Source organism: Micromonospora sp. NPDC002411 (assembly GCF_053592955.1).
This window is the reverse complement of the sequence record NZ_JBSFBM010000202.1, coordinates 1-12,507: the sequence shown is the minus strand read 5'-3', so window position 1 is coordinate 12,507 and position 12,507 is coordinate 1. Positions and strand designations below refer to the sequence as shown.

At 70.2% G+C, this 12,507-nt stretch carries 13 protein-coding genes, 1 other RNA gene and 1 pseudogene; 12 read left to right on the top strand and 3 right to left on the bottom strand.

All coding sequences use genetic code 11. The annotated features are described in order from the left end of the window. Window positions 1-82 precede the first annotated feature (82 nt). A pseudogene (locus ACWCO3_RS22470) lies at window positions 83-184 on the top strand (SEC-C metal-binding domain-containing protein); the annotation flags it as partial. 362 nt (window positions 185-546) lie between these two features. On the opposite strand, the gene ACWCO3_RS22465 reads toward ACWCO3_RS22470, so the two are convergent. Both ACWCO3_RS22465 and ACWCO3_RS22460 read right to left on the bottom strand, forming a co-directional pair. Beyond that, the gene (locus tag ACWCO3_RS22465) at window positions 547-1,140 is read right to left on the bottom strand and encodes an Rv3235 family protein (RefSeq protein ID WP_450011827.1); all 594 of its coding nucleotides are present in this window, start codon (window positions 1,138-1,140) and stop codon (window positions 547-549) included. A 386-nt stretch (window positions 1,141-1,526) separates the two neighbouring features. After that, window positions 1,527-1,754, bottom strand: coding sequence for a helix-turn-helix domain-containing protein (locus tag ACWCO3_RS22460; RefSeq protein WP_088986222.1), 228 nt, complete (start codon window positions 1,752-1,754; stop codon window positions 1,527-1,529). A gap of 215 nt (window positions 1,755-1,969) precedes the next feature. Here ACWCO3_RS22460 and ACWCO3_RS22455 point away from each other — a divergent pair, with 215 nt between their 5' ends. Further along, window positions 1,970-2,479, top strand: a complete 510-nt coding sequence (locus ACWCO3_RS22455) for a DUF6912 family protein (protein ID WP_145786428.1) — start codon at window positions 1,970-1,972, stop codon at window positions 2,477-2,479. Between the two features lie 156 nt (window positions 2,480-2,635). Here the strand turns inward: ACWCO3_RS22455 and ACWCO3_RS22450 are convergent, their stop codons facing one another. Then, on the bottom strand, window positions 2,636-3,745 hold the full coding sequence (locus tag ACWCO3_RS22450; protein WP_145786429.1) for a hypothetical protein: 1,110 nt from the start codon (window positions 3,743-3,745) through the stop codon (window positions 2,636-2,638). Between the two features lie 336 nt (window positions 3,746-4,081). On the opposite strand from ACWCO3_RS22450, the gene pruA reads away from it, so the two are divergent. From pruA to ACWCO3_RS22400, 10 genes are all read left to right on the top strand, one after another. After that, complete coding sequence (gene pruA / locus ACWCO3_RS22445) at window positions 4,082-5,710, top strand: L-glutamate gamma-semialdehyde dehydrogenase (RefSeq protein WP_450011824.1); 1,629 nt, start codon at window positions 4,082-4,084, stop codon at window positions 5,708-5,710. A 173-nt stretch (window positions 5,711-5,883) separates the two neighbouring features. Next, window positions 5,884-6,399 (top strand): PadR family transcriptional regulator, encoded by a 516-nt coding sequence (locus tag ACWCO3_RS22440; protein ID WP_145786431.1) that lies wholly within the window; start codon window positions 5,884-5,886, stop codon window positions 6,397-6,399. A 64-nt stretch (window positions 6,400-6,463) separates the two neighbouring features. Continuing rightward, window positions 6,464-7,585 (top strand): peptide chain release factor 2, encoded by a 1,122-nt coding sequence (gene prfB / locus ACWCO3_RS22435; protein ID WP_145786432.1) that lies wholly within the window; start codon window positions 6,464-6,466, stop codon window positions 7,583-7,585. Between the two features lie 118 nt (window positions 7,586-7,703). After that, window positions 7,704-8,384 carry a cell division ATP-binding protein FtsE gene (gene ftsE, locus ACWCO3_RS22430; protein ID WP_030331491.1) on the top strand — a complete coding sequence of 227 codons (681 nt, stop codon included), beginning with the start codon at window positions 7,704-7,706 and terminating at the stop codon, window positions 8,382-8,384. 67 nt (window positions 8,385-8,451) lie between these two features. Continuing rightward, window positions 8,452-9,327, top strand: a complete 876-nt coding sequence (gene ftsX, locus ACWCO3_RS22425; RefSeq protein WP_145786433.1) for a permease-like cell division protein FtsX — start codon at window positions 8,452-8,454, stop codon at window positions 9,325-9,327. A 148-nt stretch (window positions 9,328-9,475) separates the two neighbouring features. After that, window positions 9,476-9,955 (top strand): SsrA-binding protein SmpB, encoded by a 480-nt coding sequence (gene smpB / locus ACWCO3_RS22420; RefSeq protein WP_145786434.1) that lies wholly within the window; start codon window positions 9,476-9,478, stop codon window positions 9,953-9,955. Between the two features lie 104 nt (window positions 9,956-10,059). Then, window positions 10,060-10,435, top strand: a transfer-messenger RNA (tmRNA) gene (gene ssrA / locus ACWCO3_RS22415). Window positions 10,436-10,504: 69 nt separating this feature from the next. Continuing rightward, a complete protein-coding gene (locus tag ACWCO3_RS22410) occupies window positions 10,505-11,176 on the top strand; it encodes a hypothetical protein (protein ID WP_145786435.1) in 672 nt (223 codons plus the stop codon). A gap of 152 nt (window positions 11,177-11,328) precedes the next feature. After that, window positions 11,329-11,826, top strand: a complete 498-nt coding sequence (locus ACWCO3_RS22405) for a hypothetical protein (RefSeq protein ID WP_145786436.1) — start codon at window positions 11,329-11,331, stop codon at window positions 11,824-11,826. A gap of 46 nt (window positions 11,827-11,872) precedes the next feature. Beyond that, window positions 11,873-12,507 (top strand): hypothetical protein (locus ACWCO3_RS22400; RefSeq protein WP_450011829.1); only part of this gene is annotated, 635 nt, incomplete at its 3' end.

Below are 12,507 nucleotides of genomic sequence, written 5' to 3'. Positions count from 1 at the left end.
GTGCGGCGGTGGAAGCACGCGACCCCGATGCCCTTGAGGCGGCCCTGGCCGACAACGTGGTGTTTCGCAGCCCGGTGGCGTTCAAGCGGACGCGAGCAACGGTCCGTCCCGCAACGCGCCGTGCCCGTGTGGCTCGGGCCGCAAGTACAAGCGCTGCCACGGTGCCCCCAACGGCGGCAACTGACCAACAGCACCTGACGAACGGGTCCCGGCCTGATGGCCGGGACCCGTTCGTCGTCCACGGCCCTTCTCCTGCAGACCCCGCCCGCCGCCTCCGGCCCGCGGCTCGCCGTCCGCCGCCTGCGGCGCCGCAGCTCGCCGTCCGCGGCTCGCGGCTCGCGCTCCCGATGATCAACTCGGTTTCCAGGAAGTCGGGGTGTCGTCGGCAGGTTGATGGCCCGACTTCCAGGAACCCGAGTCGATCGAGCCCGGCCGGCACGGCTCGACCTGAAGTGGGGCGATCTGGCGGCACGGGCTTGGCCCTGGTCGGGTCTGGCCCACGCTGGCCCTGCCCCGGTCGGCCCGGCCTTGGCTCGGGCGCGTTTGTCAGAGGACGTGCAGGGCGGTGCAGAGCCAGCGGCCCCGACGATGTTCCAGGCGGAGTGCCATCGCCCAGCTCCGGCCGGCTGCGCCGGTGAGGACGGCTGCTGCTTCCACGGCCGTTTCCCGGGGCTCGCAAACACGGAGGCGTAGTAGTCGGACCGCCGGTCGGGATGCCCGGCGGCGAGGTGCCCCGGTTCGCGCGGATGCGCGGGCCAACTCGGCCAGGAGGTCAGCCGCTCGGGGCGGGTCGAGCAACGCGCGCACCTGTGCCGGTGACCGGTAGCCGTTGATCACTTCCAGGCAGGTGCCGACGAAACGGTGCGCGGCTCGGGCGGACTCTGGGGCGGTCGCTCCGGGGAGCGACGCGGCTGGGTGAGTGGTGGGCCGAGTGGGCACCGGGCGGAGGGCAGCCCGGCGTTCGGGAGGTCGGACCGGGTCCGGCCGTGTCGAGGCGAACAGGTCGAGGGCGAGCTGCCCGTGGGTGGGCGCCGGCCAGTACGACCCGTCGGTCTCGTCGGCGTACGGGGGATCGACGGGTGGGACGGGGCGCAGCCGCACGGGTGGCCGGGAGGGGCCGGGTCGCGCCTCGCTCATCATGCCCCCTTGATCTTGCGTTTACTTACGTTTGCCTTCGACTAATCCAATACTGGACGACGAAGCGGCCCCGGTCAATGCCTCAAGAGTGAGTTGGCCGGCTGGCGAAGCGTGATCCACTCGAGTTCGCCGAAGTTGCGGTATCCCTGCGACCCGGACACCCCAACTTCGGCGAAGTGGAGTGGATCAAACGTCGTGACGGCCGCGAAGCCGAGGAATGCACTCCGACTGGAGGTATATGTCCCATTTGGCCGGCCCGACCGCGCCGGGACGCCTGATGAGGGGGCGGGAGAGGGGCGGGAGGCAAGGGCAGGCGGGGAGGGTGAGCTGGGCCAGGCGCCGGGAATGATCAGCCGTCGTGCTGCTCGTCTGGCAGGACCGGGGTGCGGCTACTCGGGGTCGCGGTCGATCAGCGGGTTGCTTTGCACCCATTCTGCGGTTTCGTGGTATTTGCGCGCGATGTAGTCCTCCAGCCGCGCACGCTCGACGCGCCACTGGCCGCGTCCGCCGATCTTGATCGCGGGCAGTTCGCCGCTGCGCACCATGTGGTAGACCTGCGAGTCCGACACGTTCAGCTCGGCGGCGACGTCGGAGAGCAGCAGGAACCTCGGCTCCACAGGAACTCCCGGGGTTGATGACGTTTGACTCAGTTTGCCACCGATGGCCCTCGCCGCCCAGCACCCGGCTCCCGGCGGTAGGTCGGACCGCGCGAGGACACACCGGCCGGAAACTTCCACCGGCCGGAGGCGGGGTGTATGACGGTCACGGCGTGCGGCATGATCTGCGCCCGTGCCGGCGGCCGCCGGCGGTGGACGAAGCGGGGAGACGACCGGTGACCGACGAGCTTGTCCGGGTGTACGTGCCGGCGACCGTACCGATGCTGACCCGGTTGCGTGCCGAGGGCCTGGCCGCCGACGAGGCGCATGCCGTGACCCCGGCGCTGCGCGAGTGGTACGCCGAGGGCGACGAGGAGGAGTTGGAGTACGTCGCGTTCACCCGGGCTGCCCAGGACGCACTGCACCTGCTCCGGGCCGACCCGAACGCTCCCCGTCGCCGTGTCGTCGTCTCGGCCGACCTGCCGGCGGGCGCGGTCGGGCGGGGCGACGGTGAGCTGGGTTCCAGCACTGTGACGTTGTCTGACGCCGTGCCGGTCGGCGCCATCGCGGCCATCCACGTGGATGGAGCGGACGCGGTCGAGGACGTCACCGCGGCGGCTGACGTTGTGGCTGAGGCGGCAGCCGGCGACCCCGATGCCCAGTTCGCCGTCGACGGCGCTGAGGACCACGAGCTGGAGTGGTACGACGTGACGGAGCTGGACCAGCTGCTGCGCGCGGCAAGCTGAGCCGGAGACCGCAACGGCGCCCTGAGGTGCGACCGGCCCGCGGCAAGCCGGACGCCGCGAACGGTGCGCCGGGACTGCAACCGGCGGAGCCGGACGCCGCGAAAGGGCGCCGGGAAGTGCCACCCCGACCCGCGCGGAGCCGGACGCCGACCGACGTCAGCGGGCCGGGTCGGCCTTGGCCGGGTCCGTGTCGAGCCTGTCGAACGCCTCGGCCGGGTCCGGCTCGTCCGTCTCGGCGGTGACCCGGTCCGCGCCGACCGAGTCCGTGACGGGCCGCTGGCTCTCGACCGGTTCGTCGTCGTCGCTGTGCGAGGGGCCGAGCGTGCGGCCGAACGCGATGAGCGCGGTCAGCGCCCCGACGAAGAGCACCCAGATGCCGTTGTCCACCCGTGAGGTGCCCAGCGACGTCTGCGCCACCGCGTCCGCCTCGCTGAGCGCGCTGGCCAGATCGAGCAGCGATCGGCCACCGACCCGGATGATCACCTCGGCGAGCAGCAGGAACAACCCTGGCCCGGCGCCGGCGAGCAGGTACGCCGGCCAGCGCAGTGCCGGAGCCTCGGGGTCGCGGCGGAGGGCTCGGCGTCGCGACCAGGTCAGGTAGCCGTAGGCGAGCAGTCCGGCGAGCAGTCCGGCGACGAGCGACTCGGTGCGGGACACCCACTTGGCCGCGTCGACCACTGACTCTTGGCTGTCGCCGGCCCCGAAGAGGTCGAACAGCGGGTCCCGGGCCTGGCTGAACGCGACCACGAAGAGGAGCGTGCCCAGCGCGGCGGCCACCACCGCGCCAACCGCCGGGGCGGTCCGCGCAGCGGCCACGGCACCGCCGATGATCGCGGCGGCCGCCGTGGTGCCGGCGATCACGTTGGTGGTCGAGGTGTCGAAGTAGGTGAGGTTGATCGCCAGCGCGGCGCCCAGACCGACGAGCATGCCGCCGCCGATCGCCCCGGTGAAGCGCAGCGTGGCCCAGTCGCCGTACCGACGGGACAGCAGGTTGGCCGCCGCCAGCGCGACGGCCGCCCCGGCCACCAGCGCGGCCGAGATCACGCCGGGCAGGGCGAACGCGGAGAGGCTGATCGCAGTGACCCCGGCCGCCGCCGAGGTGATGGCCTCCCGCGTGGACCAGAGCATGGCGGTCAGCCAGGCGAGCGCCAGGAGCGCGAGGACCGCCGCGCCGGGCGCGGGCAGCGGCCCGCTGCGAGGGCTGGCGGCGTCGGCAGCCGGGTCGTCCGACTCCGCGGCTGGGACGCGGCCGGGCTGCTTGGTCATCGTCTCCCCTTCGAGGCGGCAGGTCACCGACCATTCAGGGTACGCGGGCCCGCTGGGTCGCCCGCCGCCCCGGGAGGACCGGAAGGGGGGTACGCGCCGAGCGGCCGGCCGGCCCAGGGTCGGGTCGCTGGATCGAGTCCGGTCGGTAAGGGGAGAAGGGGTGCGCCGGTCCTTGGCCGAAGGCGGTGGCGGAGGTGGGGCACGCAGCTCTCCATGGGAGAATCACGGGAGGTCCCGCCGCTGCTCGGCCCCCCGGGTGGCGTCCGGTGTCCGACCGTCCGGTCGGCGCCTGCGGGTCCGGTTTCGCCACTGCTGTCGAGATCGCCAGGAGCCTTGATGGATGCCGTGTTCTCCGTTCCCGAGCCGCGCAACGAGCCGGTTCGCAACTACGAGCCGGGCAGCCCCGACCGGGACCGGCTCCAGCGGCGGCTGACCGAGCTCGCCGCCGAGCGCATCGACCTGCCGATGACCATCGGTGGCGAGCAGCGGATGGCTGCCGGTGACTCGATCGACGTGGTGCAGCCGCACAAGCACGCGCATGTGCTGGGCGTGACGGGTCACGCGACCCACGACGACGCCAGCGCCGCGATCAAGGCGGCCAAGGAGGCCGCTCCGATGTGGCGGGCGCTGCCCTTCGAGGAGCGCGCCGCGATCTTCCTGCGCGCCGCCGAGCTGCTCGCCGGCCCCTGGCGCGACACCCTCAACGCCGCCACGATGCTGGGCCAGTCGAAGACCGCGATCCAGGCGGAGATCGACTCGGCGTGTGAGTTCATCGACTTCCTGCGGTTCAACGTGCACTTCGCGCGTCGCCTGCTCGAGGAGCAGCCGGCGTCCTCGCCCGGCGTCTGGAACCGCTTCGACCACCGCCCGCTGGAGGGCTTCGTCTACGCGGTCACCCCGTTCAACTTCACCGCCATCGCCGGCAACCTGCCGTCGGCGCCCGCTCTGCTGGGCAACACCGTGGTCTGGAAGCCGGGCCCGACCCAGCAGTTCGCCGCGCACTTCACGATGCGGCTGTTCGAGGCCGCCGGCCTGCCGCCCGGCGTGATCAACATGGTCACCGGCCGAGGCGAGGAGGTCTCCGACGTCGTGCTGGCCGACCCGGATCTGGCCGGCATCCACTTCACCGGTTCCACCAAGGTCTTCCAACAGTTGTGGCGGACCGTCGGCGACAACATCTCCCGTTACCGGGGCTACCCGCGCCTCGTCGGCGAGACCGGCGGCAAGGACTTCGTGGTCGCGCACACCAGCGCCGACGTGGACGCCCTGCACACCGCTCTGATCCGCGGCGCGTACGAGTACCAGGGTCAGAAGTGCTCGGCGGCCTCGCGGGCGTACGTGCCACGCTCGATCTGGGAGGGTGGGCTGCGCGACCGGCTGGCCGCCACCACCGACTCGTTGACCTACGGCGACGTGGCCGACTTCGGCAACTTCGGCGGCGCGGTGATCGACGACAAGGCGTTCGCCCGGCACACCGCGGCGCTGGATCTGATCAACGGTGACGACTCCTGCCGGGTGCTGGCCGGTGGCACGGCGGACGACTTGGTCGGCTACTTCGTCCGGCCGACGCTGTTCGAGTGCTCCGACGCCGCCCACGAGACCTTCACCACCGAGTACTTCGGGCCGATCCTGGGCGTGCACGTGTTCGACGACGCCCGCTTCGACGACGTGGTCGCGCAGGCCGAGTCGATCGCCCCGTACGCGTTGACCGGCTCGGTGTTCGCCAACGACCGCCGGGTGGTGGACGCGGTCGCCGAGCGCATGCGGTACGCGGCCGGCAACTTCTACATCAACGACAAGCCGACCGGCGCGGTGGTCGGGCAGCAGCCCTTCGGTGGTGCCCGGGCCAGTGGCACCAACGACAAGGCGGGCTCCTGGTTGAACCTGGTCCGTTGGTTGTCGCCGCGGACGATCAAGGAGACCTTCGTGCCGCCGACCGACCACACGTACCCCCACATGGGCTGACCGGCGACGACCGCCGGCGGCGCGCGGCGCTGCCGGCGGTCGGACGACCTGCCGCAACCCATCGATAGTCCTCAACGGACAGTCTGCCGCCGACAGTGCACTTAGGAAGTCCTGTTGGGTGGCAAACTGGCAAATCCTGGACGCCGGGTGCGCAAAGTGGCAGCGTAGTGGGCATGGCGGAATCCGGAGTCAACCCTACGGCGGCGGCCCTGCTCGGCCTCCTCCACGAGGGCCCGATGACAGGCGGTCAGTTGATGGCCGCCGCTGAGCGCCGACTGGCGCCGTACTGGTCGATGACCCGCAGTCAGGTCTACCGCGAGTTGCCGGTGCTGGCCGAGCGGGGTTACGTGCGTCTCGGTAAGCCGGGGCCGCGGATGAGCCAGCCGTACGCACTGACGGCCAGTGGGAAACGGACGTTCTCCCGCTGGCTCGCGGAGAACCCGGGGCGGGACACCATCCGCAACCCGATCGCGCTGCGGATGGCCTTCGGCAACCTGCACTCGGCGAGCCAGTTGAAGGGCCTGTACGCCTCGGCCAACGAGTACCACACCGAGGCCCTCGCCCAGGTCCGGGAACAGGTCAAGAACGCCAAACGGGACGGCGAGACGTACGACGCCAGCGCGCTGGAGTTCGCCGTCGCCTACCACCGGGCCGCCCTGTCGTGGTTGAAGTCCGCCCCCGTCGGGTGATGATCGGCGGGTTCGCGCATCCGCAACGAGCTGAGCTGCCCACGGCACAGTACGCTTGTCTGTCGTGACCGCTGCCGATTACGCCGAACAGCTCAAGGAACTCGACGCGACCCTGCGAAACATCGAGGCCGTCCTCAACATCGACCGGCTCCACGAGGACAAGGCCCGCCTCGAGCAGGAGGCCTCCGCCCCCGATCTCTGGGACGACCAGGCCAAGGCTCAGCAGGTGACCTCGCAGCTGTCGTACGTCAACGGCGAGATCAGCAAGCTGGGCAGCCTCCGCTCCGGTCTCGACGACGCCCAGGTGCTGCTGGAGCTCGCCGAGGCCGAGTCCGACCCGGGCGTGCTGACCGAGGTCGAGTCGGAGATCACCGGGTTGACCAAGGCCATCCAGGAGATGGAGGTCCGCACCCTGCTCTCCGGCGAGTACGACTCCCGGGAGGCGCTGGTCGCCATCCGGGCCGGCGCTGGTGGCGTGGACGCCGCGGACTTCGCCGAGATGCTGCTGCGGATGTACCTGCGCTGGGCTGAGCGGCACGGTTACCCGACCGAGGTCTACGAGACCTCGTACGCCGAGGAGGCGGGCCTGAAGTCGGCCACCTTCGCGGTGAAGGTGCCGTACGCCTTCGGCACGCTCAGCGTCGAGTCGGGCACCCACCGCCTGGTCCGGATCAGCCCGTTCGACAACCAGGGCCGCCGGCAGACCAGTTTCGCGGGCGTCGAGGTCCTGCCGGTCACCGAGCAGACCGACCACATCGACATCCCGGAGAACGAGGTACGCGTCGACGTCTACCGTTCCTCCGGCCCCGGTGGGCAGAGCGTCAACACCACCGACTCGGCGGTGCGGCTGACCCACATCCCGACCGGCATCGTGGTGACCTGCCAGAACGAGAAGTCGCAGCTGCAGAACAAGGCCTCCGCGCTGCGGGTGTTGCAGGCCCGGCTGCTGGAGCGCAAGCGCCAGGAGGAGCAGGCCAAGCTCGAAGGTCTCAAGGAGAACGCCGCCGGCTCCTGGGGCGACCAGATGCGCTCCTACGTCCTGCACCCGTATCAGATGGTGAAGGATCTCCGAACCGAGCAGGAGACCGGCAATCCGAGCGCCGTTTTCGACGGTGAGTTGGACGGTTTCATCGAGGCGGGCATCCGTTGGCGCAAGCAGCGGCAACTCGCCGACGACGGTGCGTAACCGCGCGTAGGCGCAGCGCGTCATCGATCTCCAGGTGGGGGCCTGATTCGGCGACTCGCGACGGATCGGCGGGGCGTGGGGCTTGGCTCAGTTGTTACACCGCGTAGACTCACGACCCGTGATTCAGCTTGAGCAAGTGACGAAGACGTACCCGAAGGCGTCCCGGCCTTCGCTCGACAACGTGTCCGTCTCGATCGAGAAGGGCGAGTTCGTCTTCTTCATCGGTCCATCCGGCTCCGGCAAGTCCACGATCATCAAGATGCTGCTGCACGAGGTGGCCCCCAACAAGGGACGCGTCGTCGTCAACGGCAAGGACGTCACGTCGATGCGTTCCTGGAAGCGACCCCACTTCCGGCGCTCGATCGGCTGTGTCTTCCAGGACTTCCGGCTGCTGCCGAACCGCACCGCCTACGAGAACGTGGCGTTCGCCCTCGAGGTGATCGGCAAGACCAAGGCGGTTGCCCGCCGGGTCGTGCCGGAGGTTCTGGAGCTGGTCGGGCTCGGTGGCAAGGAGCACCGTTACCCGCACGAGCTCTCCGGTGGTGAGCAGCAGCGGGTCGCGGTCGCCCGGGCGTTCGTGAACCGTCCGCTGATCCTGCTGGCGGACGAGCCCACCGGAAACCTGGACCCGGACACCTCGATCGAGATCATGCGTCTGCTGGACCGGATCAACCGCACCGGCACGACCGTCGTGATGGTCACCCACGACTCCAACATCGTGAACCAGATGCGCCGCCGCGTCGTCGAGATCGAGAGCGGTCGCATCGTGCGTGACCAGGCCCGCGGCGTCTACGGGTGAGCCGACGCTCCACCCTTGCCCAGCCTGACGACGAACACCTCATGCCGGAGACCCGGAGGAAATCCCGATGCGCGTGAAATACGTCCTGTCCGAGGTACTGGTCGGACTGTGGCGCAACGTGACCATGTCCATCGCGATGATCATCACGATGGCGGTCTCGCTGACCATGCTCGGCGCCAGCGGTCTCATGTACCGCCAGGTCGACGACATGAAGGACCTCTACTTCAAGAACATCCAGGTCGCGATCTTCCTGAACCAGGAGGTGAGTGAGCAGGAGCGCACCGATCTGCGGACCAAGCTCGACGGTGACCCCCTGGTGAAGGAGGTCATCTACGTCGACAAGGCCCAGGCGTACGAGCGCTTCAAGACGATGTACCAGGACGCTCCGGACCTGGTGAACGCGGTCAAGCCGGACCAGCTGCCGGAGTCCTTCCGGATCACGTTGAACAACCCGGAGCAGTACAAGAACATCTACGACCAGTACAAGGAGACCGGGGGCGTCGACGAGATCGTCGACCAGAGCAAGCTGCTCGACAAGATCTTCAACATCCTCACGTCGATCCAGAACATCGCTCTGGCCGCCGCCATCGTGATGGCGATCGCCGCCCTGCTGCTCGTCGCGAACACCATTCAGGTGGCCGCGTACAGCAAGCGGCGTGAGGTCGCGGTCATGAAGCTCGTCGGCGCGTCCAACTGGTTCATCCAGGCGCCGTTCGTGCTGGAGGCCGTGGTGGCCGGCCTGATCGGCTCGCTGCTCGGTCTGGTCGCCCTGATCGCGGCGAAGTATCTGCTCTTCGACGGCTCGTTGAGCGCGTTGCAGGGTCTGCTCTCGCCGATCAGCTGGGGCGACATCCTGTTCATCTTCCCGCTGATGGCCGGCGTCGGTGGTCTGGTCAGCGCGGGCACCGCGTGGATCACTCTGCGCTTCTACCTGCGGGTCTAGGCACCGTACGGGTCGTCCCGTCGTCTCCCGAGGACCCTCCCGCAGCCGGAAATAAACGGCGCGGGAGGGTCCTTGTCATTCGGGTAGCATGATCGGTTGTCCGGCCGGGGTGAGCTCGGCCACGGACGCCGGAGAGGGGGTGGCACCGATGCCACGGGAAAAGGGGCGCAAGGTGGTCGCCTCCAACAAGAAGGCGCGCCACGACTACGCGATCCTCGACACCTACGAGGCGGGCATGGCGCTGACCGGCACCGAGGTCAAGTCGCTGCGGGCCGGTCGCGCGTCGCTTGTCGACGCCTTCGCCCAGGAGCGCGACGGCGAGTTGTACCTGCACGCCATGCACATCCCGGAGTACACCCAGGGGACCTGGACCAACCACGAGCCCCGGCGTACGCGCAAGCTGCTGCTCAACCGGGGTGAGATCGACAAGCTCGTCGGCAAGACCCGCGAGGGTGGTCTGACTATCGTCCCGTTGCAGGTCTACTTCTCCGACGGCTGGGCCAAGGTCGAGATCGCCCTGGCCAAGGGCAAGAAGGCGTACGACAAGCGTCAGGACCTCGCCAAGCGGGACGCGGACCGGGAGATCGCCCGGGTGTCCGGTCGACGCGGCAAGGGCATGGACGACTGATTCATCCTGTTTGTCCGGGTCGGCGCGCCGGCCCAGGGCTCGGGATGAAAGCTGTTGCGGCAGGCGTTAGTCTTGTCAGTGCCGCCACATCGGTGGCCTGTCGAGGGGGTGACTGGTTTCGACTTCGTACGCAGCGACAGGGGAAGCGAGCCGAGGAAGCCGACGTCGTCTCGAGAATCGATCGTCGGAAACTTATAAGCGCCGATAACACTCGCGCTGACTTCGCTCTCGCCGCCTGAGGCGAGTAGCTAAGTCTGTCGGTCTGGGAACGCCTTCGTCCCAGTAGCCGGCATCAGCTAGAAGGCTGGCCAATCGGACCCGGTCGCGGGGTCCGTGCGGCGAGATCAATCAGCGACTGGGCCCGTCACACCAACTTGCTCGCGTGAGCGGTGGGGCCGAGTAGAGGCACAGCGAGCTGCGCTCGGAGAAGCCCTGACAAACCGGCGAAGGACCCGGGTTCGATTCCCGGCACCTCCACCACCTCGAGCGAAGCGCCCCGGCCCACCAGCCGGGGCGCTTCGTCGTGTCGGGGGTCTTACGCTGCCTGCTGTGACCCACCAGGAGCTGCGCCTGTCGGTAGGCGCGTCACCCGCCCAGCGCACCGTGGCGGTGCTGTCCGGCGTCTTCGTCGCGACCCTCGGCATGGCGTTCGTGGCGCTGCCCCTGCTCGCCGGCGGGCTGCTGCGGCGGCTGACCGGCCCGGGGGACGCCTTCGCCTCCTATGAGGAGGCCCGCGACCTGCCGCCGGGAATGCTGCCGCCCGGGCTGAGGGAACCCACCGGTGGCGCGGACCAGTCCAGTTCCGTCCCGGTGGTCGGGCTGTGCGGTCTGCCGTTCGTCCTGCTCGGCGTCTACCTCGTGCTGCGGGTGCTCCGCACCGCCGCCTGGCTGGACGGCAGCCGGGTACGGGTCCGGGGCGCGTTCCGTACCCGTTCCGTCGACCTCGCCACCGCCCGAATCGACGCCGACGGGGTGCCGCTTCGCGGGGACGATGCCCCGGTGGACGGGCAGCGGCTGCGCTCCGCCGTCGTCGCCGTCGACCGGTCGGGCGCGCCGCGGGTCGTCATCCCCCTGCGCGGCATGGGTCTGGACACCCTGCCCCCGTCCGAGCTGCGCGCGTTGGCGGACGCGATCACGACCGGCCGACCGGCCGACGGGCGCGACGACGCCGCGCACGCCGTCGCCGACCACCTGAACCGCCTGGCGGCGCACCCCCGCTAGGCCACCCCCCGGCCCCGTGACCAGTGACCGCTGGTGCAGGTGGGGCTCCTGGGGCGAACGGGGCAGATGAGCCGGTTGACGGCCCTGGACAGGGCCCTCCGGTCAGCCGCACCATCGCGTTATCGGATAGCAGCTTTCGCGCGGGAGGTGCCATGGTCACCGGTCCGGTCCAGCAGCCGTCACTCGTCGCCCGTCCGCGTGCCGCGCATCCCGTCGATCCACATCCCGTCGGACTACCGGGTGAGCCGCGCCCGGCCGGGCTCGCCGGAGACGTGCACGCGTTCGGCCGGGCCGTCGCCGTCGTCACCACCGAGCCGCGCTGGCGGGAGGAGATCCTGCTGCGGCTGCGTCCGGTGCGGCAGGGCTTCGCCGAGCACGTCCGGGTCACCGAGGGGCCAGCAGGCCTCTACCGGGAGCTGCTCACCCAGTCGCCCCGGCTGGAGCACGGAGTGCGGTTGCTGACCCGGGAGCACGCAGCGATCGTGGCCGCGCTCCTCGCGGTCCAGCGGATCGCCGAGCAGACCGAGGTGCACCCGGACGAGCTACGGCATCGAGCCGGGCACCTGCTGCGGAAGCTGGCCCGGCATCGGCGACGCGGCTCCGACCTGCTCTGGGAGGCGTACCAGACGGATCTGGGTGGCGAAACCTGAACCCGTGCCGGGGAACCGGGTCGTCGGTGGCCGCGTCGAACCGTTCATGCGTCGACCGGCTCTGCTGCTCGTACTCCCGTTGCTTCTCGTGGCGGGCTGTGCCGCGACCGATGCCGGCAGGGCCGGCCGGCCGAGCGACCCGGCGCGACCCGCGGAGGCCTTCGACCAGAGGGCGGCCCAGGTCGCCGAGGCGTGGCAGCCCGGAACGGCGTGGCGCACGGGGTACGTGCCGCTGGAGGGGCCGACAGTGCTCACGGGTGAACCAGGCTTCACACCTGACACCGAGGCGGCGTTCCGGGCCGGCTGGTATCGGGCGCAGGTTCCGATGTACCCCACAAGGGTCGGCGGCGAGATCCGGTTCCCGGACGGGCGGCTGACGCTGCCGTTGGTCAGCGCCGCCGAGGCGTACCGCCAGCTCGACCAGGGTGACCCGTTGCCGTGCCCGGGACGACCCAAGCGGCCCGGCCTGCCCACCCCCGGCGGCCCCACCGTCGAGCCCGGCCCAGACGGTTGGACCACCAGCTCGACGCAGACCGCCTGCCTGTCGCTCACCGTCACCGGGGTCACCCTCGGCGCCGTGCCGGTCCGCACGAGCCGGGGTGAGGCGCAGGTCCCGGCCTGGCTGTTCGACGTCGAGGAGCTGGCCACCCCGGTGGCCCAGCTCGCCGTCGCGCCCACGGC